Source organism: Desulfuromonas sp. TF, assembly GCF_000472285.1.
Lineage (GTDB): Bacteria > Desulfobacterota > Desulfuromonadia > Desulfuromonadales > ATBO01 > ATBO01.
This window is the reverse complement of sequence record NZ_KI421424.1, coordinates 138531-165211: the sequence shown is the minus strand read 5'-3', so window position 1 is coordinate 165211 and position 26681 is coordinate 138531. Positions and strand designations below refer to the sequence as shown.

29 protein-coding genes are annotated in these 26681 nt (G+C 59.7%); 2 read left to right on the top strand and 27 right to left on the bottom strand.

Going from position 1 to position 26681, the window contains the following annotated elements; translation table 11 throughout:
- From DTF_RS24160 to DTF_RS0117015, 7 genes are all read right to left on the bottom strand, one after another.
- A partial coding sequence (locus DTF_RS24160; protein ID WP_226989399.1) for a methyl-accepting chemotaxis protein occupies window positions 1–1225 on the bottom strand: 1225 nt, incomplete at its 3' end.
- Window positions 1226–1303: 78 nt separating this feature from the next.
- The gene (locus DTF_RS0117040) at window positions 1304–1855 is read right to left on the bottom strand and encodes a chemotaxis protein CheW (protein ID WP_027716306.1); all 552 of its coding nucleotides are present in this window, start codon (window positions 1853–1855) and stop codon (window positions 1304–1306) included.
- A 49-nt stretch (window positions 1856–1904) separates the two neighbouring features.
- Entirely contained in the window at window positions 1905–3782 is a 1878-nt protein-coding gene (locus DTF_RS0117035; protein ID WP_035057921.1) for a CheR family methyltransferase, read from the bottom strand.
- Between the two features lie 60 nt (window positions 3783–3842).
- Window positions 3843–5525, bottom strand: coding sequence for a glutamine--tRNA ligase/YqeY domain fusion protein (locus DTF_RS0117030; RefSeq protein ID WP_027716304.1), 1683 nt, complete (start codon window positions 5523–5525; stop codon window positions 3843–3845).
- Window positions 5526–5651: 126 nt separating this feature from the next.
- Window positions 5652–6155, bottom strand: a complete 504-nt coding sequence (ispF, locus tag DTF_RS0117025) for a 2-C-methyl-D-erythritol 2,4-cyclodiphosphate synthase (RefSeq protein ID WP_027716303.1) — start codon at window positions 6153–6155, stop codon at window positions 5652–5654.
- 12 nt (window positions 6156–6167) lie between these two features.
- Entirely contained in the window at window positions 6168–6902 is a 735-nt protein-coding gene (gene ispD, locus DTF_RS24155) for a 2-C-methyl-D-erythritol 4-phosphate cytidylyltransferase (protein WP_051361417.1), read from the bottom strand.
- 144 nt (window positions 6903–7046) lie between these two features.
- A complete protein-coding gene (locus DTF_RS0117015) occupies window positions 7047–7529 on the bottom strand; it encodes a CarD family transcriptional regulator (protein ID WP_027716302.1) in 483 nt (160 codons plus the stop codon).
- Between the two features lie 272 nt (window positions 7530–7801).
- Here DTF_RS0117015 and DTF_RS0117010 point away from each other — a divergent pair, with 272 nt between their 5' ends.
- Window positions 7802–8722 (top strand): putative 2-dehydropantoate 2-reductase, encoded by a 921-nt coding sequence (locus DTF_RS0117010; RefSeq protein ID WP_304412884.1) that lies wholly within the window; start codon window positions 7802–7804, stop codon window positions 8720–8722.
- 82 nt (window positions 8723–8804) lie between these two features.
- On the opposite strand, the gene DTF_RS0117005 is transcribed toward DTF_RS0117010, so the two are convergent.
- The 19 genes from DTF_RS0117005 to DTF_RS24140 form a co-directional block, all read right to left on the bottom strand.
- On the bottom strand, window positions 8805–10727 hold the full coding sequence (locus DTF_RS0117005) for a penicillin-binding protein activator (RefSeq protein WP_027716300.1): 1923 nt from the start codon (window positions 10725–10727) through the stop codon (window positions 8805–8807).
- A gap of 30 nt (window positions 10728–10757) precedes the next feature.
- Entirely contained in the window at window positions 10758–11876 is a 1119-nt protein-coding gene (dnaJ, locus tag DTF_RS0117000) for a molecular chaperone DnaJ (protein ID WP_027716299.1), read from the bottom strand.
- A 131-nt stretch (window positions 11877–12007) separates the two neighbouring features.
- The gene (dnaK, locus tag DTF_RS0116995) at window positions 12008–13912 is read right to left on the bottom strand and encodes a molecular chaperone DnaK (protein WP_027716298.1); all 1905 of its coding nucleotides are present in this window, start codon (window positions 13910–13912) and stop codon (window positions 12008–12010) included.
- 56 nt (window positions 13913–13968) lie between these two features.
- Entirely contained in the window at window positions 13969–14583 is a 615-nt protein-coding gene (gene grpE, locus DTF_RS24150) for a nucleotide exchange factor GrpE (RefSeq protein WP_051361416.1), read from the bottom strand.
- Between the two features lie 27 nt (window positions 14584–14610).
- Complete coding sequence (gene hrcA, locus DTF_RS0116985) at window positions 14611–15651, bottom strand: heat-inducible transcriptional repressor HrcA (protein ID WP_027716297.1); 1041 nt, start codon at window positions 15649–15651, stop codon at window positions 14611–14613.
- A gap of 148 nt (window positions 15652–15799) precedes the next feature.
- Complete coding sequence (gene hemW / locus DTF_RS0116980; protein ID WP_027716296.1) at window positions 15800–16933, bottom strand: radical SAM family heme chaperone HemW; 1134 nt, start codon at window positions 16931–16933, stop codon at window positions 15800–15802.
- Window positions 16934–16943: 10 nt separating this feature from the next.
- On the bottom strand, window positions 16944–17396 hold the full coding sequence (locus DTF_RS0116975) for a universal stress protein (RefSeq protein WP_027716295.1): 453 nt from the start codon (window positions 17394–17396) through the stop codon (window positions 16944–16946).
- A gap of 42 nt (window positions 17397–17438) precedes the next feature.
- Entirely contained in the window at window positions 17439–19214 is a 1776-nt protein-coding gene (locus DTF_RS0116970) for a Na(+)/H(+) antiporter subunit D (RefSeq protein ID WP_027716294.1), read from the bottom strand.
- Window positions 19207–19518, bottom strand: a complete 312-nt coding sequence (locus tag DTF_RS0116965; RefSeq protein ID WP_226989398.1) for a hypothetical protein — start codon at window positions 19516–19518, stop codon at window positions 19207–19209. Before DTF_RS0116965 ends, DTF_RS0116970 begins: the two co-directional genes overlap by 8 nt.
- Window positions 19519–19528: 10 nt before the next feature.
- Complete coding sequence (locus DTF_RS27605; RefSeq protein ID WP_255342774.1) at window positions 19529–19663, bottom strand: hypothetical protein; 135 nt, start codon at window positions 19661–19663, stop codon at window positions 19529–19531.
- Between the two features lie 26 nt (window positions 19664–19689).
- Entirely contained in the window at window positions 19690–21156 is a 1467-nt protein-coding gene (locus DTF_RS0116955; RefSeq protein ID WP_027716292.1) for a monovalent cation/H+ antiporter subunit D family protein, read from the bottom strand.
- A 62-nt stretch (window positions 21157–21218) separates the two neighbouring features.
- Window positions 21219–22697, bottom strand: coding sequence for a complex I subunit 5 family protein (locus DTF_RS0116950; protein ID WP_035057775.1), 1479 nt, complete (start codon window positions 22695–22697; stop codon window positions 21219–21221).
- Complete coding sequence (locus DTF_RS0116945; RefSeq protein ID WP_027716290.1) at window positions 22694–23083, bottom strand: sodium:proton antiporter; 390 nt, start codon at window positions 23081–23083, stop codon at window positions 22694–22696. Before DTF_RS0116945 ends, DTF_RS0116950 begins: the two co-directional genes overlap by 4 nt.
- 1 nt (window position 23084) lies before the next feature.
- Window positions 23085–23564, bottom strand: coding sequence for a Na(+)/H(+) antiporter subunit B (locus DTF_RS27360; protein ID WP_226989397.1), 480 nt, complete (start codon window positions 23562–23564; stop codon window positions 23085–23087).
- Window positions 23561–23833 carry a hydrogen gas-evolving membrane-bound hydrogenase subunit E gene (gene mbhE, locus DTF_RS27355; RefSeq protein WP_226989396.1) on the bottom strand — a complete coding sequence of 91 codons (273 nt, stop codon included), beginning with the start codon at window positions 23831–23833 and terminating at the stop codon, window positions 23561–23563. The genes DTF_RS27360 and mbhE overlap by 4 nt, the downstream gene beginning before the upstream one ends.
- Window positions 23830–24075 (bottom strand): hydrogenase subunit MbhD domain-containing protein, encoded by a 246-nt coding sequence (locus DTF_RS0116935; RefSeq protein WP_027716289.1) that lies wholly within the window; start codon window positions 24073–24075, stop codon window positions 23830–23832. The genes mbhE and DTF_RS0116935 overlap by 4 nt, the downstream gene beginning before the upstream one ends.
- On the bottom strand, window positions 24072–24395 hold the full coding sequence (gene mnhG / locus DTF_RS0116930) for a monovalent cation/H(+) antiporter subunit G (RefSeq protein ID WP_027716288.1): 324 nt from the start codon (window positions 24393–24395) through the stop codon (window positions 24072–24074). Before mnhG ends, DTF_RS0116935 begins: the two co-directional genes overlap by 4 nt.
- 9 nt (window positions 24396–24404) lie before the next feature.
- Window positions 24405–24695: a monovalent cation/H+ antiporter complex subunit F gene (locus DTF_RS0116925; protein ID WP_226989395.1), complete on the bottom strand. Its 291-nt coding sequence runs from the start codon at window positions 24693–24695 to the stop codon at window positions 24405–24407.
- Window positions 24692–25171, bottom strand: coding sequence for a Na+/H+ antiporter subunit E (locus tag DTF_RS24140; protein ID WP_035057909.1), 480 nt, complete (start codon window positions 25169–25171; stop codon window positions 24692–24694). Before DTF_RS24140 ends, DTF_RS0116925 begins: the two co-directional genes overlap by 4 nt.
- 319 nt (window positions 25172–25490) lie before the next feature.
- Here DTF_RS24140 and DTF_RS0116915 point away from each other — a divergent pair, with 319 nt between their 5' ends.
- Window positions 25491–26282: a carbon-nitrogen family hydrolase gene (locus tag DTF_RS0116915; RefSeq protein ID WP_027716286.1), complete on the top strand. Its 792-nt coding sequence runs from the start codon at window positions 25491–25493 to the stop codon at window positions 26280–26282.
- On the opposite strand, the gene DTF_RS0116910 is transcribed toward DTF_RS0116915, so the two are convergent.
- Window positions 26279–26632 (bottom strand): hypothetical protein, encoded by a 354-nt coding sequence (locus DTF_RS0116910; RefSeq protein WP_027716285.1) that lies wholly within the window; start codon window positions 26630–26632, stop codon window positions 26279–26281. The two genes, DTF_RS0116915 and DTF_RS0116910, sit on opposite strands and share 4 nt — an antisense overlap.
- Window positions 26633–26681 lie beyond the last annotated feature (49 nt).

The following is a 26681-nucleotide window of genomic DNA, read 5'->3' as shown; positions in this document are numbered from 1 at the left end:
CGCTCTGGACCTGGTTCTTGAGCTTCCCCATTCCGGCGATGGCGTTGTCCACCACCTGGACTCCGTTGTTGCAGGCGGCGCTGGCCTGGGCGGCCTGGGCTTCCACCCGCATGGCGTTTTCGGCCACCTGCTTGGCCGTCACCGCGATCTCCTCGCTGGTGGTGGTCGCCTCCTGCACCGCCGAGGCCTGCTGGGTGGCGCCTGAGGATTGCTGGGCGGAGATGGCCATGATCTCGTTGGCGCTGGAGGAAAGCTGCTGTATGGCCTCCTTGACGCTCTGTATAAGGCGATCGCTTCTTTCTATTTCACTTTTGAGGTTCTTGACGATGACCTGGGTCATCTTGTTGAAGGCGCTGGCCAGCCGGCCGATCTCGTCGTTGGAGTCGATTTCGATAGTTTCGTCGAGCTGCCCCCCGGCGATACGGTCCGCCACCTCCGTCAATCTCTTCAACGGGGTCGTGATCCGCGCCACGACAAAATAGATGGTGATGGAGGCGACCAACAGTACTGCCAGCATGGAGAGGCCGACAGTGTTGCGCAGCTTCGCGATCTCACCGTCGATCTCCTTCATGGAAATGCCGACGCGGAAAGCGCCCCAGTGATCCCCGCGCACGAATACCGGGGCCGAAATGTCCCAGACCGTCTCTCCGGTATCCTTCTGATAGACCTGGCGCAGGATCTTGTTCCCGTCCTCGCCTGTATACCGGGCAGCAGCCAGCCCCACCGGATCATTGAAGATGCGTTTGGTCCGGTTCTGCGCCTGATCGATTTCCGGATTCCCGGTGAGCGGCATGGAAAATTTGCTGTTGTGGGTCGGCGCATAGCCGTTTCGGTCCAGCAGAGCGGCGAATACGACCATGCTGTCCTCCTCGACCATGGTATCTTCTATTTTCTGGATGGTCTGATCCAGAAAGGTATCGTAGGCAGTGTGGTATTTGGGGATGGTCGCCCCGGCAAGCGGACCCTCAGTGATCTTCCGGTAATCGGTATCGAAGATCTGCTCCTTGGTAAACCGCCCGCTGGCGATGGCATCCTCGAGGATCTGTTCCATGGTTCTCGCCCCCACCAGAGCCATCACCCGGGCCTTGGTCAGGAGCTGCTCCCGCAGAACCTCTCCGCGTTTTTTCACCAGCAGAATGGTAAACACCCCCATGATCACCGCCAGGACGATGACCAGGGAGACGACAATTTTCTTGGATATCCGATCTGTAACCCACCCGAACATGACAACCCCTTACTCAGTAGTGCCTGCTGAAAAACCGAGACGGATGGCGAGTGACAAGGGCGTCTTGAACGCCATTCGTCACTCGCTACCTCTCTTCTGATCGATCACGAATTCCGACCGCGACAAGATATGCTCCAGATCGAGCAGGACCAGCAGACCTTCCTCCCCCACCATCTGTCCCGTAACCGCCTCCCGGGGAAATCCGGCCAGCCCTTCCGTGCACGGTTCGATCGAATCGACGGCGATGCTTTGGATTCCTTCCACCCGTTCCGCCAGAAGGGCGGTGACCAGCCCGGCAGCCTCCACCACCACCAGCCTCCCACCGGCAGGGAGGTCCTCTCCGGGCAACCCCAGCATCGGACGCAGGTCGGTGACCGCAACGATCTCTCCGCGCAGGTTGATGACCCCCCGGATATGGTCGGCCATCCTCGGCACGCGGATGAGGCGGGGCATCCGCAGAACTTCGCGGGCTGCCGAGGCGGAAAGGCCATAGCGTTCGCCGGCCAGGCGGATCACCACGAAATCGCGGGTTTCAGACGCCGTGGCCTCTTCGGCCTCCTCGATTCCCCTCCAGTATTCCTCCCGCATTTCCCTGAGAACGTCCTGGATCTGGTAGGTATGGTCTTTCATCGTCCGACTCTTTCTTCATTATCTGTCCGGCCGCTTAAGGGTGGCCTCTCTATATACTTTCGAGCCTGGCCGCATCCTCAAGACAGACCTCCAGAAAAACAGCTCGGGTGAGTCCCGACGAAAAGGGAATGATCTCTTCGTCGGCCGTCTGTTCCAGCAGGAGCCGGGTATTGTTCAATTCGCGACGGGCATCCCGAATCCGCCCCTGACGCCAGAAAATTTTGCTCAGGCTATAATGAGGCATGACAAATTCCATGTCCAGCAAAAGCGCCTTTCGGTATTCCGATACCGCTCCGCTGTAATCCTCCGCCATTTCAAAAATCAGTCCCCGCAGATAGTACGCCTCCGGACGCAGGTCATCCACCGCCACCGCCCGGTCGAAAAATTCCACCGCTTCATCGTACAAGCCCTGGTTGGCCAGAATGAAGCCTTTCCCCACCATGGCGTCGACGTGAAGCGGATCGTGCCGGAGTATTTCGTCGTAATTCCGGGAGGCCGTTTTGAAATCATCGCGATTGAAAGCCTGCACGGCTTTTTGATAAATGGACTGAAGGTCCGGCTTGGCAGGAGCGGGTTCCGGAGGTATTGGCCGGGGCTCAGAGAGAGGCAGCGGAGCCGGAGGAGCTTCAGGCGCGCCCTTCGATAAAACAGGGGCGATGGCGGGCATGCTCATCCCGGGCGGTGAAAGCTTTTGCGATGCCTCACCTGTCTTTAGCCGATAGTAAAATCCCCCCGCATTCTGCACCCGCTGAAAACGGTCGGAAATATAGGCCAGCGTCTCGGCGTGTCCGAGGAAAAGATATCCCCCCGGACGAAGACACTGGGAAAACTTCTCCACGATGTGCTTTATCGTGGGAAGGCGAAAATAGATCATGACATTGCGGCACAGCAGGATGTCCACCGCGGCCGTGTCGTTGACTTCGGAGGGGAAAACTCCGGTCTGGAGGTTGAGAAAAGAGAAATCAACCATCTCCTTGACCCGCCGGTCGATCGCGAAAGCACCGCCGAGGTCGCGGAAATACTTGTCGCGATAGCGGGATTCGGTCACCCGCAGAGCCCGGGGCCGATAAACCCCTTCGCGCGCCTGCCGAAGGGCTCGCTTGTTGATATCGGTGGCAAGGATGTGCACATCCCAGTCGGCCAACTGGGGAAAATGCTCCAGCAGCACCATGGCGATGGAATAGGGCTCCTCGCCGGAAGAACAGCCGGCCGACCAGATGCGCAGGCTCCGAGCATGACGGTTTCGTTCGATGAATTCAGGCAGAACGCTTGCGATCAGGGCTTCGTAATGGGGCAGGTAGCGAAAGAAATAGGTCTCGCCGACGGTCAGAAGTCCGAGAAGCTTTTTCAGTTCCTGTCGGCTCTCCTGATATTTTTCCAGATAAACGAAGTAGTCGCGAAAATTATCGATATGCACGGCCCGCATGCGGCGGACCAGCCCTCGCTCCAGGATTTTGCTGTTGCGCTGGTCGAAATGCAGGCCGCTGTGAACGACCAGGAAATCTTCGAAGAGGGACCGTTCAGCGGAAGTCAGGAGAGGCGAGGAAGCCGGCGCCCCGGAACGCGATCCGGAGGCGAGCAGAGAAAGATCTTCAAGAAGCCGCTGTTCCTCCACCGGCTTGGGCAGGAAGTCGAAGGCATCCAGGAGCTCGTATTCGAGTTCCGCCTGGCGGGATGTGACGATCACCGGAATTTTCCGGAGCCCGCGAAGGGTATCGAGACGGCGCAGTGTCTCCATCCCTTTTGCCTCAGGCATGGAAATGTCCAGGATGACGACGTCGGGGGCCATTTCACGGATGGCCTGATACGGATGGTCTCTCCCCGAGAGGCACTCGACCCGGTATCCGCCTCTGGCGATGATATCCGAAAGAGCGCAGCACAGCTCCCGGTCCTCATCGACGATCAGTACGTGTAATGGTTCTTTCATCCCGGCCTTCATTTCTGCTGCAGCATCCTGTGATCAACTCTGCGGCTTCTCGCGGCTGCTTTATCCCTTCCCGTTTTCGCTCCAGGAATCTCGCAGAGTGGCGGTGCGGTTGAATACCGGCGCTCCGGGCGCCGAGTCGACGGTATCGACACAGAAGTAGCCCAGCCGCTCAAACTGATAGCGGGTTCCCGGCGCCGTCTGCGCCAGCCCCGGCTCCAGCCGGCAGGACGTTAATCGCTTCAGGGACTCGGGATTGATATGGTCCCGGTAATCGGTCTCTTTATCGCCGGTGGGGTTGGCCCGGACGAAAAGACGGTCATAGAGGCGCACCTCGGCTTCCAGGGCATGCCTGGATGAAACCCAGTGGATCGTCCCCTTGACCTTCCGCCCGTCCGGGGCGCCGCCGCCCCGGGTCGCAGGATCGTACGTGCAGCGCAGCTCAACGATCTCCCCCTGTTCGTCCCTGATCACCTCTTCGCACCGGATGAAGTAGGCGCTGCGCAGGCGCACCTCCCGGCCGGGCGCCAGACGGAAAAATTTCTTCGGCGGCTCCTCCATGAAATCGTCGGCTTCGATAAAGATCTCGCGGCAGAAGGGAACCTTGCGCGTCCCCATTTCGGGATTCTGCGGGTGATTGGGCACCTCGAAGACCTCGACCTCCCCCTCGGGATAGTTCTCGATCACCACCTTCAGCGGGCGCAGCACCGCCATGGCCCTCGGGGCCGATTCGTTGAGGTCCTCGCGTACGCAGTCCTCGAGCACCCCCATATCGATCCAGCTGTCGCTTCTGCCGACGCCGATGCGCTCGCAGAAATTGCGGATGGCCGCGGGAGTGTAGCCGCGACGGCGCATCCCGGCGATGGTCGGCATCCTCGGATCGTCCCAGCCTTCGACTCGTCCCTCCGTAACCAGTTCGAGCAGCCTGCGCTTGCTCATCACCGTATAGCTGAGATTGAGGCGGGCGAATTCGATCTGCTGGGGATGATGGATGCCGAGCTGGTCGATGAACCAGTCGTAGAGAGGTCGATGATCTTCGAACTCCAGGGTGCAGATGGAGTGGGTGACCCCCTCAATGGAGTCGGACTGGCCGTGGGCGAAATCGTACATCGGATAGATGCACCATTTGCGGCCGGTGCGATGATGCTCCGCGTGGAGAATGCGGTACATGACAGGATCGCGCAGGTTCATGTTCGGAGACGCCATATCGATTTTGGCCCGCAGAACCCGGCTGCCGTCCGGGAACTCTCCGGTTCGCATCCGCTCCAGAAGCTCCAGATTCTCCTCCACGGGCCTGCCGCGGTAGGGGCTGTTCTTCCCAGGCTCCGTCAGCGTGCCGCGATATGCGCGGATTTCCTCGGCGGTGAGTTCGTCGACGTAGGCCTTCCCATCCCTGATCAGGCGAACGGCGAAATCGTACAGCCGCTCGAAATAGTCGGAGGCGTAAAAAATCCGGTCCTCCCAGTCAAAGCCGAGCCAGCGCACATCCTCCTGGATGGCCTCGACATACTTGTCCTCCTCCTTGACCGGATTGGTGTCGTCGAAGCGCAGGTTGCAGACGCCCCCGTACTCGGCAGCGAGGCCGAAATTAAGACAAATGCTTTTTGCATGGCCGATATGGAGAAAGCCGTTCGGCTCCGGAGGGAAGCGGGTCATGATGCGGCCGTCGTTCTTCCCGGCACTGAGGTCGGCGGCAATGATGTTGCGGATGAAATTGGAGGATGACATCGAATCAGTGGTGGACATGGAGTTTTCCTTGTCGGTTTTATCGGTTATTTAAAGATTATCCATTCACCACAGAGCCACAGAAAAAATCTAAAAGATTTAGAATCTTAACTCTGTGTCTCGGTGTCTCTGTGGTTGATTTATTAATTAAGCCCTGACTTCCAGTTCTGCGTCGACCCGGATTGGGCGCAGCAGCACCACGGCATGGGAGGAAATCCCCTCGCCGCGCCCCTCGAAGCCCAGCTCTTCCGTAGTTGTGGCCTTGATGTTCACCCTCTCAATGTCGCAGCGGCAGGCTTCGGCGACATTCTCCACCATCGACCGGATATGCGGAGCCATCCTGGGTTGCTGGGCGATGATCGTGGCATCGAGATTACCGATTCCGAATCCCTTCCCCTCCGCCAGAGCCATCACCTCTCGCAGCAGTTTAAGGCTGGATATCCCACGGTAAGCGGGATCGGTATCGGGAAAATGCCGGCCGATGTCCCCCTCGGCAAGCGCACCGAGGACGGCGTCGCAGATGGCGTGAAGGAGCACGTCGGCGTCCGAGTGCCCCAGCAGGCCCAATTCATGGGAGATCTCCACTCCCCCCAGAACAAGCTTCCGTCCTGTCACCAGGCGGTGCACGTCATAGCCGTGGCCGATGCGCATGAAAGCGTCCTTTCAAAAGCCCCCGAGGGGAGCGGTGTCGGAAACGTGCCCTTCATTCTCAATCTGCATCCTGATGAATGCCTCCGCCAGAATCAGGTCCTCGGGCGTGGTGATCTTGATGTTGCGATAGCTGCCTTCAATCATCGCCACGGGATGGCCATTACGCTCGACCAGAGAGGCGTCGTCGGTTCCGCGGAACCCCTCCTGCCTGGCCCGCTCGTGAGCGTCGCGGATGAGGCCGAAGACAAAAGCCTGCGGAGTCTGTGCCTGCCAGAGGCGCCGCCTGTCGGGCGTGTTTCGGATCAACCCCTCCGCCACCTCCTTGATGGTATCTTTCACCGGAACCCCTACAACGCAGGCGCCGTTTAGCCCGGCGGCGGTCACGACGTCTTTGATGCGATGGTAAGGGAAAAAGGGGCGGACCCCGTCGTGGATCAGGACGATGTCGCTGTTGGAGGCGGCACAGGCGGAAAGACCATTGTACACTGAATCCTGCCGCTCGGCGCCACCTGGGATGAGATCCCTGATCTTGGTGAAACCGAAACGCTCCACCACCTCGGCACGACAGTAGTCGATTTCCTCTTCAGGAGAAACGATAAAGATATGATCGATGGACGGGTGATGGTCGAACAGTCCGAGGGTATGAGCCAGAACGGGGCGATCGGCCAGGAGGAGGTACTGTTTGTTGACAGAGGCGCCCATGCGGGCCCCCATGCCGGCGGCGGGGATCAGAACGGTGACACTCATGAGACTCCGAGCGGGAGGGACCCCCACGAAAACAGACGCGGCCCGGGCGGCGCGAATCAGTTGAAAACAAGGGGATAAATCTAGTGCGACAAGACGGAAAAGACCGGGCGAAATAGCCCGGCCACGAAAACTGAGGTGTGGAGTCTAGTTGAAAATACGCTCGACCCGTTTCACCACTTGTTCCTCTTCTGCCCCTTCGGCCAAGGCAACTTCCTTCACCAGAAGCTTGCGGGCCAGATCCAGAACTTTTTTCTCACCATAGGAAAGGTCTTTGCCTTCCTTGATGAGGTACAATTCCCTGAGAACCTCGGCAACTTCGAACAGGTCGCCGGATCTGATCTTTTCGTTGTACTCTCGCTGCCTCCGGCTCCAGGAAGCTATGGCGTTGCCGTTTTCCTGTTTTTCCTCAAGGATATCGTAAATCGCTGCCACCCGATCCTTGTCGATCAGGTTGCGCATTCCGACCTGCAAGGCATTGTCCACCGGAATCATAATGGTCATGTCGCTGTCAACAATGCGCAGGATGTAGAACTCATGCTTTTCACCGGAGAACTCTTTGGCTTCGATAGCCTCGATTATTCCAACGCCTTGGGTCGGGTATACAGCCATGTCGCCAATTTTATACATGGGTTTTGCCTCCTTTTGCATTAATATAGAATATCACGTCATCGGCCTTTCGTCAAGGTCAATAGCCCATTTTACAAGGACTTAGCCATCGAGATGCTTTTTTCACCTGACTTGCCGAAAAGCCTTATGTTATTATTTTTCGCTTAACCGTCCGCTTAACCGGCTGAAAGGAATCGCCATGTCCTCCATTATCAACGCCGTTTGCGACTGCGGCCCGAAGTGAATTGAATCCTCCCTCTCAGACAAGAAGAAATCGAGGAGTGGTTGGGAAGATGAAGATGCATATCGCCGTTATCGGTGCCGGCGCTCTGGGGCTGTACTACGGCGCCATGCTGCGCCGTTCCGGCCAGGAAGTAGAATTCCTCCTTCGCCGCGATTTCCAGGCCGTTTCCGCCGGAGGCCTGCACGTCACCTCCCCAGGCGGAGATTTTCACCTCGACGCGGTTTCGTGCTTTCAGGATTCAGCGGATATGGGAGAGGCCGACTTGGTTCTGATCGGCCTCAAGACCTTCGATAACAGCCGGATGGTGGATCTCGTCCGGCCCCTGGTGGGCAAGAAGACAGCTCTGCTCACCCTGCAGAACGGGCTGGGGAACGAGGAGGTCCTGGCTGCGGCCTTCGGCACCGGTCGCGTGATGGGAGGCGTGGCGTTTCTCTGCGCCAACCGGGGGGAGCCGGGAACGGTCCATCATCTGGGACAGGGAGCGATCCGCCTGGGCGAATTCGGCAGAGGCCTTTCCGGACGGGCCGGTATCGTCGCGGGGCTGTTCAATTCAGCCGGAGTTCCATGCGAAGCGGTTGCCGACCTCATGAAGGCCCGCTGGGAAAAGCTGGTGTGGAACATTCCCTTCAACGGCCTGAGCGCCCTCACGGGCCTGACTACCGACCGCCTCCTGGCCCATCCGCCCACACGCCGCCAAGCAACCGAAATCATGGCCGAAGTGATCCGGGCAGCCAATGCCCAGGGGCTCTCCGAGCCGATCGACGCCGTCTCCTTCATCTCCCGCATGTTCGAGCTGACCGAGCCTATGGGCGATTACCGCCCCAGCATGATGCTCGACCGGCTCGAGGGACGACCGCTGGAACTGGAGTCGATCTACGGGATTCCACTGCGGATGGCGGAGGAAAAGGGGGTGGAGATGGTACGGGTGAGAATGCTGCATGCTCTGCTGGAGGCGTGGGAGAACCGGTGATCGCATTGCCTCCGGCAATAATCCCATTAGAACGCCTCCGACTGCATAAGGTCCGGAGGCGTTCTGTCCATTGTGACCCAATTCAATTGATCTGGACAACGTTCCCGTTCTGGATCTGCAGGAGAAAGAGGACCTTATCTGCGTCCCCCTGCAGGTTGAACGTCGTGCCGCCGGTGACGCCGGGGTAGTTCTTGAGTTGGGCCAGGGAGAGGCGCAGGGCCTCTCGGGACCGGACCTCGGGGCGGTTCAGCAGGGTGAGAAGGATGTTGGCCGCGTCGAAACCCTGAGCTTCGAGGATGGAGGGCTCTTCGCCGTATTTTTCGAAATAACGGTTGACGAACTCCTCCACGAAGGGATAGGGACTGTAGCGGAAAAATCCGTCCACGAAGACGGCTCCCTCAACGAATCGCCCGGCGACGCGGACGAGTTCGGGCGAATTCCAGCCGTTGATCCCCAGCAGAGGGAGATCCTCGATGCCGTAATAAGCCAGCTGCGGGGCGATGAGTCCGACCCGCTCGGCGTAATCGGGAATAAACAGGGCATCGAAATTCACAGACGGTAAAGCCTGCACATCGGGTCGGGTCAGCTCTTTCTGTTGTTCCTCCTCGGTTTTCGGAGTGTTCTCCTCCAAAGGCGCATCAGGGTCCTCGCCCTTGAGCAGCCTGATCTGGCGGCGGAAATCGGTGGCATCTTCGGCATACTTCTGCCGAGCCACCACCAGCCCACCCCGCTTCAGGACTTCGGCGGCGAACAGCTCGGTCAACTCCCGTCCGAGTTTGTTGTCGGGATAAAGTACGCCGAAGCCGGTCATCCCCTTTTCCTCAACTGCATAGCGGGCCAGAGCCCTGGCCTGCAAACGACTGGTCAGGCTGTTGCGAAAGACGAATTCTCCCATCAAAGGCAGACCCTCCCGCGGAGAGATGGTCAGAAGGGGAACGCGTTCCTGCTGGGCTCGCTCGGCGGCGGCAACGGCGGCGCCTCCGGTGAGAGGACCGGCTATCGCCATGACTCGGTCCCGGTTGGCCAATTCGGAAACCGTGCGGGCGCACGTTTCAGGATCGGCGCCGCTGTCCCGGAACAGAAACCGGACGGGGGGATTGTTGGCATTATAGATCTGCTGCGCCAGCTCCATCCCGCGGCGGACCAGCTCACCAAAGGCGGCAAAACGGCCGGATTGGGGGAGAACCACACCGATGGCGCGCCGCAGCCATGTCTCGCCGGTAAGACGCTCCCAGAGAGCAACGGCCTGATCACGATAGAAGAAGGGAGCCGTAGTTGCGAGGGCCGACTCGACCAGCCGCAGGGCCGCCGCCTCCTCGTTTCTGGCCAAGGCGCGCTGCGCCTGCTGCAGTACCGCATCGGCGCCAAAGGAGGTTCCTTGGAACATGAATCCGGCCTCGGCGAGTTCCAGATCGGTCAGCTTTTCAACCAGAATCGAATGGGCCTGCTGCTGAATCGCTTCTCCCTCCACGCCGTATCCCAGGGAGTACCCCTGATGGAGAAAAACCAGCGCCTGCAGGGGAAGGTCCAGTTGAACGGCCCCCTTGGCCAGGGCGACAAGGCGCGTCACCTGATCGTCCCCACCCAATGTTTTTTCTTCCAGAGAACGAAGAATGGCCATTCCCTCGCCGGCCGAACCGGTCTGCACCAGGGATACGCCTCTGATCAGCTGTGCCTCCGGTCCCCGCTGCGCGGGCTGAATACGGTCCAGGTAAAGGAGCGCCTTTTCGGGCTGTCCCTGTTCATGGAAGATGCGGGCGAGATAGAGATAGGCTCGGGGAAGAAGGGGGGACTCGGGGAAACGGACAAGAAAGCTGTGCAGCCGGGAAATCGCCTCCTCGAATTCGCCGGCCGCATGCAGGTCGATGCCCTCCTGCAGGGCCGACTCCTGAGCGAGCGCTCCACTTTGGCGACCGAAGCTGAATTCGGCAGCCGAAAGCGCCGGGGCCGAAAAACAGAACCCGGCAGACAAAAACAACAGCCAAAAACAAACAAAGCGCTTCATTATTTCTCCCGCTTCAAGGGATTGATCGGCTTATCCGAACATTTCCTTGACCTTGTCGAAGAAGCTCTTGCCCAGTGGATGGGTATCCCCACCTTCCTGCGCGAATTCCTCAAGAAGCTCCTTCTGACGGGAAGTGAGCCGCGTGGGAGTTTCCACACGGATCACCACCAGTTGATCGCCGCGTCCGTAACCCTGGAGGTTGGGAATTCCTTTGCCGGAGAGCTTCAGCACCTTGCCGGACTGGGTGCCGGCCGGAACCTTCAGCTTGACCTTCCCTTCCAGGGTGGGAACCTCGAATTCGCACCCGAGGGCGGCCTGGGGAAAGGAGACGGGAATCTCGCAGATCACGTCCTGGCCTTCCCGCTGAAAAAGAGGGTGTTCCTTTACACTGATGACGACATAGAGGTCGCCAGGAGGCCCCCCTTGGGTTCCCGCTTCTCCTTCGCCGGAGAGCTTGAGGCGGTTCCCCGTTTCGACCCCTGCCGGGATTTTAAGGGAGATTGATTTCTTGCTCCGCACCCTTCCGGTCCCACGGCACTCCGGACAGGGGTTTTCAATCACCCTGCCTTCGCCGGCACAGTCCGGACAGGGCCGGGTCAGTGAGAAGAACCCCTGCTGGTAGCGAACCTGACCGGCCCCCCTGCAAGTGGGACAGGTCTTCGGACTCGTTCCCTTCTTCGCCCCGGAACCGGCGCATGCCTCGCAAGGGTGGTGGCGGGGGATCTGGACCTTGGTTTCCAGACCGAAGGCTGCCTCTTCGAAGGAGATATTAAGGTTGTACCGCAGGTCGTCCCCGCGTCTCCCCCGTCCCCTGCGGGCTCCGCCGCCCCCGAAAATATCGCCGAAAATGTCTCCGAAGATATCCTCGAATGGACTGCCGCCGAAACCGAAGCCCTCGGAAGTGAACCCGCCTCCGCCCAGTCCCGCATGCCCGAACTGGTCGTAAGTGGCCCGCTTCTGCCCGTCGGAGAGTACAGCGTAGGCTTCGGAGAGCTCTTTGAACTTTTCTTCGGCTTCCTTGTCCCCTGGATTTTTGTCCGGATGAAACTGCAGGGCCTTGCGCCGGTAGGCCTTCTTTATTTCCGTTTCGCTGGCGTTCCGGTTGACCTCCAGCACTTCATAATAGTCCCGCTTGCTGCCGTTTGCCAAAATAAATTTCCTTCAATAAACAGGGTAAAAAATGGACTCGGGGCAATAGGCAAAAGGCTAAAGGGTTTTATTCCCCTTAGCCTTTCGCCCTCAGCCGGTTTTTCAGCCCTCAGGCCTTTTGCCTGTATGAATTACTTCTTATCCTCATCGACTTCCTCGAATTCGGCCTCGACTACGTCTTCACTCTTGGCCGCTCCTTCCGGCTGGGCACCAGCTTCACTTTCGGCCGTCTGGGCCTTGGCGTAAATGGCTTCGGCCAGCTTGTGAGAGGCTTTGGCGAGTTCCTCGGTCTTGGCCTTGATCTCCTCGGCGCTGTCTCCTTCCATGGCTTTTTTCAGGTCTTCCATAGCGGCCTGGATATTTTTCCTGGTTTCCTCATCGACCTGCCCGCCGTGTTCGGAGAGGGACTTCTCAGTGGTGTAGACTAGGCCGTCGGCCTGGTTTCGGACCTCGATCAGTTCGCGCTTCTTCTTGTCCTCGACGGCATGGGCCTCGGCGTCCTTGACCATCTTCTCGATCTCCTCCTCGGAGAGGCCGGAAGAGGCGGTAATGCGGATCGACTGCTCCTTGCCGGTGCCGAGATCCTTGGCCGAGACATGGAGAATGCCGTTGGCGTCGATATCGAAGGTGACCTCGATCTGCGGCACGCCCCGGGGCGCTGACGGTATGCCCACCAGCTCGAAGCGGCCGATGGTCTTGTTGTCGGGCGCCATTTCTCGCTCTCCCTGCAGAACGTGGACCGACACGGCCGGCTGGTTGTCGGCGGCGGTGGAGAAGACCTGGCTCTTCTTGCAGGGGATGGTGGTATTTTTTTCGATCAGCTTGGTCATTACACCGCCCAGGGTCTCGATCCCCAGAGACAGCGGGGTGACGTCGAGGAGAAGCACATCCTTGACTTCCCCCTTGAGGACGCCGGCCTGGATGGCGGCGCCGATGGCCACCACTTCATCGGGGTTCACCCCTTTGTGGGGAACCTTGCCGAAGATGTCCTGCACCCTCTTCTGCACGGCCGGCATGCGGGTCATCCCGCCGACCAGGATGACCTCGTCGACGTCGGAAGGGGAGAGCCCGGCGTCCTTGAGTGCGGTCTTGCAGGGCTGGACCAGTTGGTCGAGCAGATCGGCGCAAAGGCTCTCGAGCTTGGCCCGGGTCAGCTTGATGTTGAGATGTTTGGGCCCAGTCTGATCGGCGGTGATGAAGGGGAGGTTGATGTCGGTCTCCATGGAGGAGGAAAGCTCGCACTTGGCCTTCTCCGCCGTCTCCTTCAAACGCTGCAGAGCCATCTTGTCGCTTCTCAGGTCGATTCCCTGCTCCTTCTTGAACTCGTCGGCGACATAGTCGATGATGCGCTGGTCGAAGTCCTCGCCGCCCAGGAAGGTGTCGCCGTTGGTCGACTTGACCTCGAACACCCCCTCACCGAGCTCCAGGATGGAAATGTCGAAAGTGCCTCCGCCGAGGTCGAATACGGCAACTTTTTCCTCTTTTTTCTTATCCAGGCCGTAGGCCAGGGATGCGGCGGTAGGCTCATTGATGATCCGCAGCACATTGAGGCCGGAGATCTTGCCGGCGTCCTTGGTCGCCTGGCGTTGGGAATCGTTGAAGTAGGCCGGCACCGTGATCACGGCGTCGGTGACTTCCTCACCCAGGTAGTCCTCGGCGGTCTGCTTCATCTTCTGCAGGATCATGGCCGAGATTTCGGAGGGGCTGAACTTCTTCCCTCGCGTCTCGACCCAGGCATCCCCGTTGTCGGCCTTGATGATCTTGAAGGGGCTGATCTGGATGTCCTTGCGCACGGCGTCCGAATCGAACTTGCGGCCGATCAGGCGCTTGATCGCGTAGAGAGTGTTCTCGGGATTAGTTACCCCCTGGCGCTTGGCCTGCTGTCCCACCAGACGTTCACCGCTCTCGGTGAAGGCCACCATGGAGGGAGTGGTGCGGGATCCTTCGGCGTTGGCGATAACGACGGGTTCCCCCCCTTCCATCACGGCGACGCAGGAATTGGTGGTGCCGAGGTCGATTCCGATGACTTTACCCATGATCTATATCCTCCTTTGTTCCTGGTTTCGTTTTTTAACTTATCCGTAAGCAGCGGTCAGCCGCGCTCCTCTTTTTTCGGCTCGGCAGCAGGCTTGGCCACCATCACCATGGCGGGCCGCAGCAGTCGATCGCTGAGAAGATAACCCTTCTGCAGTTCCTGCGCGACCATATTCGGCGCATGTTCCGCGCTTTCCACATGCCCGATGGCCTCGTGCCGCGAAGGATCGAATGCCGTCCCCACCGATTCGAAGGGAGTAGCGCCGAACTTTTCCAGAACCCGCTGGAGCTGGTTGAGGGTCATCTCCACACCTTCGAGCAGCCCTTCGCCGCCGCCCTGATTCTGACGGGCATGGTCGACGGCCCGCTCCAGGTTGTCCAGCACCGGCAGTATCTCCCGGAGAAATTTTTCGTTGGCGAAGCGGGCCAGATCTTCCTTGTCGCGCTGCGCCCGCTTGCGGAAATTTTCCAGATCGGCCCTTTCGCGCAGGTAAAGATCCCAGTTCTTCTTCGCCTCTTCCACGCTGGCGGCCAGTTGCTCTTCCAGCGAAGGCCCCTCGCCGGCCTCGCCCTCGACGCCTTCTTTTTCCCGGGTTCCCTTTACATTCAGCTCTTGCGGCGCTCCCCCTTCTGCCGAGGGGATATTTTCTTGTTCCTTCTTCTTTTTAGGCAATCTTCAAATCTCCTGTCTTTTTAGGGTCTATTCCGAATCGTGTTCCAGAATCTGACTGAGCAGCCGCGCCGTGTAATCGACGATGGGGATTACCACCGAATAGGGCATGCGGGTTGGGCCGATGACGCCCAGGGAACCGATGGTTCCGCGACTGCTGGAATAGGTAGATGTTACCAGACTGCAGCCGGAAATCCCGCTGTACTCCGTGTCGCTTCCGATAAAAATATTCACTCCCTCGGCGCTCTGGCTCTTATCGAGCAGCTCCACCAGAAGGCTTTTCTGTTCGAAGGTCCGAAACAGCCTTTTCATCCGTTCCAGATCGGCAAACTCAGGCTGATCGAGAATGTTCGAAGCCCCTTCGATGAAGACCTGCTCCCCGGCTTCCTCCTGGAAAACCTCCTGGGAAAGTTTGAGAGCCCGCTGAAGAAGCTTGTCATAGAGGGCTTTCTCCTTAGCCATCTCCTCAATGATCCGCTCCTTCACCTGCTGGATGGTGAGTCCCCCGAGGGTGTGGTTCAGATAAGCGGAAATCTGCTCCAGCTCCCGCGGGGCGATGTCTTCGTCGATTTCGATGATCTTGTTCTGGACCAACCCCGAGCGGGAGACAAAAACAACCAGAATTCTCCCCTGGGATAGCCGGATGAATTCGATCTGACGAAAAACCGTTGTGGTAAAGCGGGGAGCCATGACGATCCCCGTGTATCTGGAGATGGCGGAGAGCACTTTTCCCGCCTCCCGCAACCGCTCTTCCGCCTGCATGCCCTTGCGGCAATAATAGTCTTCGATCTTCTTCTGCTGCTGGGATGTCAGCGGCCCGACCCGTAGAAGCGAATCGACATAGAAGCGATATCCCTTTTCCGTGGGCACCCGTCCGGCCGAAGTATGGGGTGAGATGAGATATCCCATCTCCTCCAGATCGGCCATGACGTTGCGCACCGTGGCGGGAGAAAGGCTGAGATGATGCCGCCGGGTCACGGCCCGTGAACCGATCGGCTCGGCGGTGCCGATGTAGTCCTCGATGATGGCCTCGAGAATCCGGCGACTTCTTTCGTTGAGCTCTTCGCTCATCGCTTCACCGCCCCAAAAAACTCAAGCCGGAAAATCCGGCCGTCGAAAAATCTTAGCACTCCAGGGGAGGGAGTGCTAACGGAAGATAACATAACAATGGCCCTGGGCTTTGTCAAGGGCAAACCCGGCAGGAAAATGGCGGAATTTCTCAGAGAAAAGCGGTAATAATGTGATCGAAAAGAAGCCATCCTTCAAGGTCCATCCTCCAGCGGCCATCCCGCAGCACCAGACGATCTCCCGCCCTCCGCAGCGCCTCGGGAAATGTCTCTTCCACTCCGGCGCTGAAGCGGCGGCGGAATTCACCCTCATCGACGCCCTCGGCGGTTCGCAGGCCGAGATAGAGGGTCTCGGCCATGGCCCCGCGGCGATCGAAGGTCTCCAGCGTCTGCGCCGGATCTTCTCCCCTGGAAAGAGCAGCGGTATAAGGAGCAAGGTCCGCAGGAACCGCCCGCCGCTCCCCCCAGCCCCGCCCGCAGAAGGAATGAGCGCCGGCGCCGACCCCCAGATAAGAGCGCCGGCGCCAGTAACGGAGGTTGTGCCGGCACTCACGCCCCGGCCGGGCGTAGTTGGAGATTTCGTAATGACGGAATCCCTCCCGGCCAAGCCGCTCGTCGACGAGGCAAAAGAGCTCGGCGTAGCGGTCCTCATCGGGGAGATCGAGTCCGCCGGCGCGGTGCAGATGGTAAAAGGGCGTCTCCTCCTCCACCGTCAGTCCGTAGGCGGAAACATGGTCGGGGGACAGGTCGAGGAACCGGTCGAGTTCCGCCTGAAGCGCGCCCGCCGTCTGCCCGGGGAGGGCGAACATCACGTCGCAGGAGAGATTGGCGAAACCCGCCCGCCTCGCCCAAGTGGCGGCGTCCTTCGCTTCCTCCGGGGAATGGATGCGCCCCAGGAGTTCCAGCTTCCGCGGGTCGAGGGATTGAACTCCCAAGGAGAGACGGTTGACGCCGGCGGCGCGGTAGCCGGCCAGGGAGGCGGCGGTGAGGGTTCCCGGATTCGCCTCGAGGGATATCTCCACGTCGGCGGCAAACCCGAAACGATCTTCGGCCCGCGCAAGAATCTCGCCGATGGATTCCGGCGAAAGCAGTGAAGGCGTGCCGCCGCCGAAGAATAGGGTCTCAATCGGTCCGCCCCATTCTCCGCCGTCGGCGGCAAGATCGAGGTGGCGCATCAGCAACGCGGGATAGGACTCCAGAGACGACAAATGCCCCGGTACCGAGAAGAAATCGCAGTAGGGGCATTTTTTGCGGCAGAAGGGAACGTGCAGGTAAAGAGAGGCCATCCGGGCGCGGTCAGGCCACCACCCAGACGGTCTGGTTCTCGACCTTATGCAGGACTTCGGCGGAGATGCTTCCGTGGAAGAGCTCCTTCATCCGCGAGGCGTCGCTGCGTCCGATGATGATGGTGTCGCAGCCCGCCGCCGTCGCCTCGTCGACGATATCCTGGGCGACGCCGCGGCATACCGGTTTGATCCGCATCTGCAGCCGCTCCGGGGCGACGCCGCGCTCGCGCAGCATGGCGGCGATTTCCCCGACCAGCGTTTCGGCCTGCACCAGCTCCTGGTGATGGTCCTCGTCGCCGTGCACCTCCGGTGGCGCAGCGGGCTCCGTCGTACCGGGCACGCCGGTGGTCAGAACCAGCAGAACGAGCTCGCAGTCGCCAAGGGCGGGAACAACCCCGGCGGCGTATTCACCGGCCCGCCGGCCGCGGACGGTGTCATCGAGGGCGATAAGGGCTTTTTTCATGATTCACCTCGCAATCCCGGCCTGCGGCAAAACGCCGGCCGGTTAAACAAAGAACAGAAAGGATATCACAGCCAGGAAGAGGACCGCGAGCAGCACACCGATGCCGACCGGGTAGGCCGCGCTTCTGCTGCGCCGCTCGATCATCGCCTCCTCCTCGCTGAGGTCGCGGTCGCCGCCGGCCGCTCCGGCCATCAGGCGCAGCCCGTGCTTCTGGACGTTGCCTCCGGGCTCGGCGAAAAACCGGCTCAGCAGTTCCGGAACCTGTCGTACGAAGATCCGGTCGCACCAGCTGTTCAGGCCGCCGAACGCCTTGTCGGCCAAGGCATAGAATCCCCTTCCCCCCTTGCGGTAGACCCAGTCGGAATCGATATTGATGGAGCGGATCTCCGCAGGATAGATTCCCGACAGTAGCAGCAGGGTGAACGCCAGGGCGGAGAAGAAGAGGAGCTGGGTCTGGGCCAGGACATGGGAGGTGGTATAGGGCTGATAGTCCGTGGCATAGGGGAGCAGGTCATAAAGGAAGCGGGGGAAGGAGCCGATAAAGATGCAGGCAAAGGCCGTCAGGCCCATGGCCAGCAGCATGTGCCTCGGCGCCTCCTTGCAGCGCAGGCCCGAATCGTGCGAGTAGAAGGCAAAGAAGGGGATCTTGATCCCGGCGTGGTGGAACACCCCGGCCGAGGCGAAAAGCAGGATGAACCAGATGAAGCGCATATCCCCGTGGGCGGCGGCCTCCATGACCATCGACTTGCTCACGAACCCGCTGAAGAGGGGAAAGGCCGAAATCGAAGCGGCTCCGACAATGCAGAAAGCGCAGGTCCAGGGCATCGATTTGTAGAGTCCGCCCAGGTCGGTGGCATTGATCTTTCCGGTACGGTACATCACCGCCCCCATCGTCATGAAGAGCAGTCCCTTGAAGAGGATGTCGTTGAAGGCGTGTGCCACCGCTCCGTTGACGGCCAGTTCGGTGCCGATGCCGATGCCGACGACCATGAAGCCGACCTGGTTGATCAGACTGTAAGCGAGCACACGGCGCAGGTCGTTTTCGATCACGGCGTAGAAGATGGGAAATCCGGCCATGATCGCCCCGATCCAGATCAGGGCCTCCGTCCCTGGGTAGGCGCGGGCCAGCACATAGACCGCGGTCTTGGTGGTGAAGGCGGAGAGAAAGATGGTCCCGGTTATGGTCGCCGCGGGATAAGCGTCGGTCAGCCAGTTGTGCAGCAGCGGCCAGGCGCAGTTGACGCCGAAGCCGAGAAAAATCAGATGGGAGGCCAGTCCATTGAGACCGATAAAGCCGAACTCGGCGCTGCCGGTCTGCTGGACGTGGATGATGATTCCGGCCAGCAGGCAGAGCCCGCCGGCGACATGCACCATGAAGTAGCGGAAGCCTGCTCCGAGGGCCCCCGGAGTGCGCCGGGCCAGAATCAGGAAGGTGGCGGAGATGGTCAGGGTTTCCCAGAAGGCGAAGAGGGAAAAGAAGTCGCCGGCAAAGGTCACCCCCAGCGCCGCGCCGGCATAGACCAGCGCCGCCACGTTCTGCACGTCATCCTCGACATGCAGGGCGTACAGATTGGCAATGAACGCCACCAGATGGAAGATATAGCCGAAAATCAGACTGAGCCGGTCCATCTTGCCGAAGACCAGTTCATAGTCCATGAAGGAAACGGCCCAATGGCTCCCCTCAGGGATGGCGAGGAGGTTGATAAAGCTGAGTACCGGCAGCAGCAGCATCCAGGCCTGCCGGATCCGTCCCTTGAGAAAAGGAACCGCCAGCGCCCCTAGAATCAGGATAACGGCCGGAGGAAGGGCGTTAATCATAGTAGTCCTCTTTGCGCATCACCATGGGGCGCAGGATATATTTGGCCACCAGCACCAGCACCACGCAGGCAACGAAACCGTAGACCGAATAGAAGCCGAATTTTCCCTCCCAAGGGAAAATGGCGTGTTTATGATAAGCGAGATCGACCAGCAGCAGCAGAACGACGCAGGTGTAAAACCCATAAAGCAGACGTTTGACGTTCTGCGGCTTGTCGAACATCGCGAGTTCTTCATCGATGTCGACCTGGTGCTTGAAATCCTTTTCCCGGATTTGCGGTTTTTTCTTCTGTGATTTTTTCTTCATCGTCCTCTCCCTACAGGGTGGTAAAGAGGATATAGGCCAGATAGAGCACGCCCACGGTAAAAATTATATTGAAGACGGGGCGGTAGCCGTCCACCGGATCGTGGGCGAGGATCATCTTTTCTTCCTGTTCGTGATGTGGCTTCATGTGCAATCTCCGGGGCCGGGATCAGTCTAGGGGAAGAGCGCTTTCTGAATCAGCTGCAGAAAAACTGTAGGGTAGAAAAAGAGCGCCACCGAACAGAGCGCCGTCACGGTCAGCGGCAGCAGGCAGAAAATCGGCGCTTCCTTGATGCCGCTCGACACCCCTGCGGCCGGAGCGGCGAAAAAACCCCGGTATACGATCGGAAAAAAATAAGCGGCGTTGAGCAGCGAACTCACCAGGAGCACCACCACCAGGACCAGCTGATCGGCTTCCACCGCGCCGATGACCAGATTCCATTTGCTGATGAACCCCCCCAGGGGCGGCATGCCGATGATGCTGAGCGAACCGAGGAAGAAGGCCATATAGGTGACGGGCATCTGCCGCCCCAGGCCGTCCATCTCGCTGATGTATTTCTTGTGACTGGCGACATAGATCGCGCCGGCGCAGAAGAAGAGGGTGATCTTGCCGAAGGCGTGCATGGCGATATGCATGACTCCGCCGGTCATTCCGGCCGCCGAGAGCATGCCGGCGCCAAGCACCATGTAGGAGAGCTGGCCGATGGTCGAATAGGCCAGCCGCCGCTTGAGATTGTCCTGGGTCAGGGCGACCAGAGAGGCGACCAGGATGGTGATCGAGACGAAGTAGGTCAGGGCGACGCCGTAATCGAGCTGGCGCAGCAGATCGGGTCCCAGAATATCCAAAATGACCCGCAGGATGGAGAACACCCCGACCTTGACCACCGCCACGCCGTGCAGAAAGGAGCTGACCGGCGTGGGAGCGACCATGGCTGCGGGGAGCCAGCCGTGAAAGGGCATGATCCCGGCCTTGGCGAAACCGAAAACGAAAAGAACCAGCAGCAGGCCTATGGTGGCGGGAGAGGCTGCTCCGGTCATGATGCCCCCCGGCGTGAAGTCGAGGGTGCCGGCGGAGGCGTAGGTGATGAGCATCGCCGGCAGCGCAAATCCGATGGAGGTGCCGAGAATATAGGTAAGGTACTTGCGTCCCGAGCGGCGGGCCTCGTCATTCTGCTCGTGGGTTACCAGCGGGTAGGTGGAGAGCGAAAGCATCTCGTAGAAGAGATAGAGGGTCAGCAGATTGGCCGAGAAGGCGACGCCGATGGTCGCCGAAATGGCTATGGCGAAGGAGGCGAAATAGCGGGTCTGATCGTGCTCCTTCAGGGAGCGCATGTAGCCGATGGAGTAGATGGAGGTGAAGATCCAGAGGAAGGATGCGATCAGGGCGAAGTACATTCCCAGAGGATCGACTCTCAGCTGAATCGGCACCCCCGGTAAGACCTCGGCGAGAGTGAAGACGAACCCGCCCCCGGCCAGCACGGCCGGCAGCATCAATGCGATGATGCCGAACTTGGCGACGGCGATCAGAACCGTCCAGCTCTCCCGCAGATTGGGACGGCGGGCCGACACCATGATCGGAACGGTGCCGAGCAGCGAGACGAGAATCGCGGCCAGTGGCCAGATGGAATGTTGGTACGCCATGATCTCTCTTGTTCGGTAAAGGGGAGTGGCGAACGGGCCCGCGGCGCCGCCCGCCTCTTCTGTTAAAACCCTGCGGGAATCGCCAGGCGGATCACTCCGACGAGCTGTCCCGAGCCGAAGCCGACCAGCAGCAGGGCGATAGCGGTCACGATCAGCGGGTTGAGCATCATCATCGGCGCCTCCTGCACCGTCAGCATGCCATGCCCGCCTTCCTCCTTGCGGAAATAGGCGATTTCGATAATGCGGAAAAAGAGCACCGCGTTGACAAGGCTGCTGAAGATCAGCGCCGCGACGTAGCCCCACTGGCCCGCTTCGATCCCCCCGAGGATCAGATACCATTTGCTGAAGAATCCGCAGGTCGGGGGAACACCGATCATCGAGAAGGCCCCCACGGTAAAGGCCGCCATCGTGACAGGCATTCTGCGATAGAGGCCCTGCAGCGAATCGAAGGCGAGACTGCCGGTGCGGTGAAGGATCGCCGCGGCCACCAGGAAAAGGCACAGGGTCATCAGCGCGTCATTGACGATGTGCAGGATGGCGCCGGTCAGTCCCTGGCCGTTGGCCAGCCAGACGCCGCCGACCATATAGCCGACCTCGGCGATGATAATGTAGGTCAGCATCCGGCGCAGGTCGCGCTGGGCGAGGGCCAGAGCCGAGGCACAGACGATCGCCAGGGCCGCCACCCAGACAATGGCCGATGCCACGCCGGGGTGATGAAAGAAGGCATAATCGGGAGTAAAAATTGAAAAGATGACGCGGATCATCAGATAGACGGTCACCTTGGTCATCAACGGTGCAACCATGACGCCGGCGCCGGTTGGAGCCAGTGAATAGGCGTTGGGCAGCCAGTTGTGCAGGGGAAAGAGAGCCATCTTGACCCAGAGACCGACCATGATGAAAGCGAAAGAGGTCGCCAGGGCCGCCGGCTGGCCGAGTCCGGGGAGGATTCGGGCGATGTCGGCCATATTCAGAGAACCGGTCAGGATGTAGAGATAACCGACCCCCAAAAGGTAGAAACAGGCGCCGATCGATCCCATGATGACGTAGTTGAAGCTCGCCAGCGCGGCTCGTCCCCGTCCCATGGCGATCAGCCCGTAGCTGGTGATGGAGGTGATCTCCAGCAGCACATACAGGTTGAAAGCGTCGCCGGTGAGGATCAGGCCGAAGAGGCCGGCGATCAGGATCAGGTACAGAGTAAAAAAGAGGTATTCGCGCCCGGCCAGCTCCCGCTCCACGCTTTTCAGTGCGGAGAAGGTCGCGACAAGGGCAACGGCCGCTACCAGCAGCATCATCAGGGCGCTCAGCGGATCGACCACCAGCTCGATGCCGAAGGGGGGCCTCCAGTTTCCGACCGTGTAACGGATCGTCCCCTCACGCAGAACCCGCGCCAGCACCGCGATCGAACCCGCGGTGGAAAAGGCCAGCGCGCCGAGGGTCAGCGGTGCGATCCAGCCGCGGTTGGTCCGGCCCAGCAGGTTCACCACAAAGGCCATCAGCAGGGGCGCGGCGAGCACGTAGACATGCAGGTTGGTGGCCGTCATTTTCCGATCTTCTCCAGGATTTCGTCTTCTTCGAGAGTGCCGTACTCCCGATAGATGCGCTGCAGGATGGCCAGAGCGACACCGGTCACGCTGACCGAAACGACGATCGCCGTCAGCATCAGCACGTGGGGCAGCGGATTGACCACGGTTGCCGGATCGATGCCGTGCTTGAGCACCTCGTATTTGTCGAGAATCGGAATCCCGCCGCCGCGCTTGACACCGGTCGAAACGAAGAAGAGGATGATCGCGGTCTGAAAGATGTTCATGCCGAGCAGTTTCTTGACCAGGTTGCGCTTGCCGATCATGGCGTAGAAGCCGATCATCATCAGCACGACGTAGAGCCAGTAATTGTATTTGGCGACGATCTCCGCCAGCAGTCCTTCCATGTCAAAGCCCCTCGTCGAGTTCGCCGCCTGAGCCGAGATCCCAGTACAGCGATACCATGATGCTCATCACCGCCAGTCCGACGCCGACCTCGACCAGAAAGATGCCGAAGGAGCGCCACTCGATCGGGCCCAGGGGAATGATCGCGTCCAGGGCGCTGTAATCGAGAAAGAGCCCGCCCATAATGGCGCACAGGGCTGCCGTCCCTGTATAAATCAGGGCTCCGGCATTGCCGAGCCGGTTGTTGATCCGCTCGGAGAAGTGGCGGATCGAGGTCTTCAGATCGAAAGCCAGCGCCAGGAGGATGAAAGAGGCGCCGAGAACAACTCCGCCCTGGAAGCCGCCGCCCGGGCTGTAATGGCCGTGCACGACGATGTAGAGACCGAAGATCTGGACGAAGGGAACCATCACCCGCACCGCGGTCTGGATAATCAGGCTCTCGCCCACCGCCCGGGTCCGCGCCCGCTCCTGCAGCAGCTTCATTCCTTGGTCCTCCGCAGCACGCTGACCACCGCCAGGCCGGCGCAGTAGATGACCACCGTTTCGAACATGGTGTCGTATCCCCGGTAATCGCCGAGCACCGCCGTCACGATGTTGGGCACGTGGGTTTCCTCCACCGCCCGTTCGATGTAGACCGGCGAGAGATGGGTGCTCGCAGGCGAGGCGGGGTCTCCCCAGGCGGCGAAATCTTTGGTGCCGTAGAGCAGAATGGCACCGGTAATCGCGGTGGCCAACAGTGCGAGCGCTTTCAATCCTTGCTCCTTCGGCTGGTCCGCAGAATCGCGGCGATAAAGAGGACGGTGCTGATGCCGGCGCCGACCGTCGCTTCTGTGAAGGCCACGTCGACGGCTCCCATCTCCGCCCAGAGCAGGCACATGAGGAAGCTGTAGACGCCGAAGATGACGGTCGCCGAAAGCAGATCCCGGACGCTGATGACCGCCAGGGCGCAGATCACCACCAGGGCGAGTATGAGCAGATCGAGCTGCCAGATCATCGCTGTTTCTTCTCCTTTGTCCAGGGCTCGACGCCGATCACCAGGGCCGCCTCGGTGATCGCGTGGGTGGCTGTGGGGCTGGCCACGAAGACGAAGGCGGCAACGAACATGATCTTGATGCTGACCAGCAGGTTGGCGCCGGAAAACTCCTGCAGATTGAACAGGGCGATGCCCAGCACCACCAGCACCGCGGCCAGCGAGTCGCATTTGCCGGCGGCGTGCAGGCGGGTGTAGAAATCGGGGAAGCGCAGGATGCCGAGGACTCCGATGGCGAAGAAGAAGAGGCCGGCAACGATCAGCAGGGCGGCGACAACGGACATACAGCCTCCTTACGACTCCAGGTCTTCAAGGTTAACGCTCTTGCGGCGCAGGAAAAACTTGGTCGCCGCCAGGGTGGCGATGAAGTTGAGCATGGCATAGGCGATGGCAATGTCGACGAACATGCCGACATTGTCATAAAGGACGCCGATAAAAAGCAGCAGCACGGTGGTCTTGGTGCCGATGACGCTGCCGCCGAGGATCCGGTCGAGGATCGTAGGTCCGGCGATCACCCGGATCAGCGACAGCATCATGAGAAGCACCAGGGCGATGCCTCCGGCCAGAAAGAGCTGTTCCATCATGCACCCCCTTCCAGGGCCGCCGCCACGCGCCGCTCCATCTCGCCGGGTAAGCCTTCGGCGGTGCTCCGGGTCAGGGCATAGACGGTGAATTCGTCCTCGTGAATGCTGACGGTAATCGTTCCGGGGGTCAGGGTGATCGACTGGGCCAGGGTCACCTTGGAAATCGGCCTTTTGAGGGTGGTTCGGAACCGGACCAGCTGGGGATCGATGAGGTCGAGCATGCGGGGGTGCAAAACAAGGTAGGTCACCTGCAGATCGGCCAGCACGATCTGCCAGAAGAGCCAGGGCAGATAGAGGATCACGCCGAGAATACCGCCTCCCCAGCCCCGGCTGTCTCCGTAGAAAAGCAGGGAATGGCTGAACCAGGCGACCAGCAGGCAGGAGATAACGCCAAGGGTCAGATGGAAGGGATCGAACATCCCCGACATGATCACCCAGAAGGCAAGCATGACAAAAAAAGCGGCTATTTTGGCCATGATCGGCAACCCCTGCAAAACAAGTCAGAAAAAAAACAGGTTTTTGTCTCCTGAACGCACCCTCTCGGCAGAAGACGGCAAGTCCTCATCAGGAGCGCTTTCCGCTGTAAATCCGATATTGCTGAACAACGACCCGGGAGAACATTAAAATAAGCCGTTTTTTAACATGACTCCGGCCCTGGGTCAAGAAAATCCGACTGCGGTCAGCTTGCAGGACGGAGATGCTTGACGTATAATTACATGTTTTGCATGAGCCTTGATCCTAGCTTCGCATAAAATAGAACGTTTTTTTATATTTTCAAAGAGGAAGGATTTCATCATGTTCCGAAAAGTTTGCGCCGCAACCATCCAGTTCAACATCACCATGGGGGATGTCGATGCCAATCTGAACCATGTCCTCGCCGCGTTGAAACGGGTTCGTCAGCGCGATGCCCGACTGGCCGTCCTGCCCGAGATGTGGAGCACGGGCTATGCATACAAACACCTTGCCAAACTTGCTGAAGAGACCCCGCGGGTTTTGACGGCCCTGCAGAAAGCCAGCGCCGAACTCGGCATGGTCGTCGTCGGGAGCCTGGCGGAGAAGGAAAACGGCGTCATCTACAACACCGCCTACGTCGTGGACAAAGGAGAAGTGCTCGCCGGCTATCGCAAGATGCACCTCTTCTCCATGATGGGGGAAGACCGCTTCCTCGGTGCCGGGGACGAGTCGCTGGTGATTTCCACTTCAGTCGGTCGCCTCGGTGTGGCTATTTGCTACGATTTGAGGTTTCCCGAGCTGTTCCGCAAGATGGCCCTGGAAGGAGCCGAGATCGTCTGTCTTCCCGCCGAATGGCCGAAACCCCGGCAGGATCACTGGCGCACCCTGCTGCTCGCCCGAGCCATTGAAAACCAGCTGTTCGTGGCGGCGGCAAACTGCTGCGGCATCCAGGGGAAGCTCGACTTCTTCGGAACGAGTCTGCTCCTCTCGTCGCGCGGGGTAATTCTGGCCGAGGGAGGCGAAACCGAGACCGAACTCTTCGCCATTTTCGATTTCGAGGAGATGGCCACCTACCGTTTTCAGATCCCCTGCTTCAAGGACCGGCGGCCGGAAGTATACGGAAAACTGCCCTAATTTTCCAGAGATTGGGCTTCCTTGCGATATTCCGGGGGAATCTCTTTCAGAGTGTCCGCAAAATGCAGTTCGCCCCGGCGGTCGGCATAAAGGTAACGGGGAGCGCTCCCACCGGAGCGGGGAGAACGGAGGAGGGGCTCGGCGGCGGTCTCCTCGATCACCGACTCGAGGGTGAGTTCCTGCCTCCATCCGCCAAGAAGGGCAAGGCGGCTGCGGAAATCGAGATAGAAAGCGCGCACCTCTGTCAGGATCGGCACGGTGGTTGGAACGCGGAGAAAAAACTGGTCCACTCCCGCTAAAAGTACGAGGAAAAGAGAGGTCCAGATCAGTGCTGGGACAATACGCTTCATAACGGTTCAGGCTCGAGCGATGGTGAGGAGAATGCGATAACCTATGGAA

Coding starts and splice junctions, on each gene's coding strand:
- DTF_RS0117040 (WP_027716306.1), bottom strand. CDS start 1,855: ATGAAAGACCATACCTACCAGATCCAGGACGTTCTCAGGGAAATGCGG.
- DTF_RS0117035 (WP_035057921.1), bottom strand. CDS start 3,782: ATGAAAGAACCATTACACGTACTGATCGTCGATGAGGACCGGGAGCTG.
- DTF_RS0117030 (WP_027716304.1), bottom strand. CDS start 5,525: ATGTCCACCACTGATTCGATGTCATCCTCCAATTTCATCCGCAACATC.
- ispF (WP_027716303.1), bottom strand. CDS start 6,155: ATGCGCATCGGCCACGGCTATGACGTGCACCGCCTGGTGACAGGACGG.
- ispD (WP_051361417.1), bottom strand. CDS start 6,902: ATGAGTGTCACCGTTCTGATCCCCGCCGCCGGCATGGGGGCCCGCATG.
- DTF_RS0117015 (WP_027716302.1), bottom strand. CDS start 7,529: ATGTATAAAATTGGCGACATGGCTGTATACCCGACCCAAGGCGTTGGA.
- DTF_RS0117010 (WP_304412884.1), top strand. CDS start 7,802: ATGAAGATGCATATCGCCGTTATCGGTGCCGGCGCTCTGGGGCTGTAC.
- DTF_RS0117005 (WP_027716300.1), bottom strand. CDS start 10,727: ATGAAGCGCTTTGTTTGTTTTTGGCTGTTGTTTTTGTCTGCCGGGTTC.
- dnaK (WP_027716298.1), bottom strand. CDS start 13,912: ATGGGTAAAGTCATCGGAATCGACCTCGGCACCACCAATTCCTGCGTC.
- hrcA (WP_027716297.1), bottom strand. CDS start 15,651: ATGAGCGAAGAGCTCAACGAAAGAAGTCGCCGGATTCTCGAGGCCATC.
- hemW (WP_027716296.1), bottom strand. CDS start 16,933: ATGGCCTCTCTTTACCTGCACGTTCCCTTCTGCCGCAAAAAATGCCCC.
- DTF_RS0116975 (WP_027716295.1), bottom strand. CDS start 17,396: ATGAAAAAAGCCCTTATCGCCCTCGATGACACCGTCCGCGGCCGGCGG.
- DTF_RS0116970 (WP_027716294.1), bottom strand. CDS start 19,214: ATGATTAACGCCCTTCCTCCGGCCGTTATCCTGATTCTAGGGGCGCTG.
- DTF_RS0116965 (WP_226989398.1), bottom strand. CDS start 19,518: ATGAAGAAAAAATCACAGAAGAAAAAACCGCAAATCCGGGAAAAGGAT.
- DTF_RS27605 (WP_255342774.1), bottom strand. CDS start 19,663: ATGAAGCCACATCACGAACAGGAAGAAAAGATGATCCTCGCCCACGAT.
- DTF_RS0116955 (WP_027716292.1), bottom strand. CDS start 21,156: ATGGCGTACCAACATTCCATCTGGCCACTGGCCGCGATTCTCGTCTCG.
- DTF_RS0116950 (WP_035057775.1), bottom strand. CDS start 22,697: ATGACGGCCACCAACCTGCATGTCTACGTGCTCGCCGCGCCCCTGCTG.
- DTF_RS0116945 (WP_027716290.1), bottom strand. CDS start 23,083: ATGGAAGGACTGCTGGCGGAGATCGTCGCCAAATACAATTACTGGCTC.
- DTF_RS27360 (WP_226989397.1), bottom strand. CDS start 23,564: ATGAAGCTGCTGCAGGAGCGGGCGCGGACCCGGGCGGTGGGCGAGAGC.
- DTF_RS0116935 (WP_027716289.1), bottom strand. CDS start 24,075: ATGATCTGGCAGCTCGATCTGCTCATACTCGCCCTGGTGGTGATCTGC.
- mnhG (WP_027716288.1), bottom strand. CDS start 24,395: ATGTCCGTTGTCGCCGCCCTGCTGATCGTTGCCGGCCTCTTCTTCTTC.
- DTF_RS0116925 (WP_226989395.1), bottom strand. CDS start 24,695: ATGATGGAACAGCTCTTTCTGGCCGGAGGCATCGCCCTGGTGCTTCTC.
- DTF_RS24140 (WP_035057909.1), bottom strand. CDS start 25,171: ATGGCCAAAATAGCCGCTTTTTTTGTCATGCTTGCCTTCTGGGTGATC.
- DTF_RS0116915 (WP_027716286.1), top strand. CDS start 25,491: ATGTTCCGAAAAGTTTGCGCCGCAACCATCCAGTTCAACATCACCATG.
- DTF_RS0116910 (WP_027716285.1), bottom strand. CDS start 26,632: ATGAAGCGTATTGTCCCAGCACTGATCTGGACCTCTCTTTTCCTCGTA.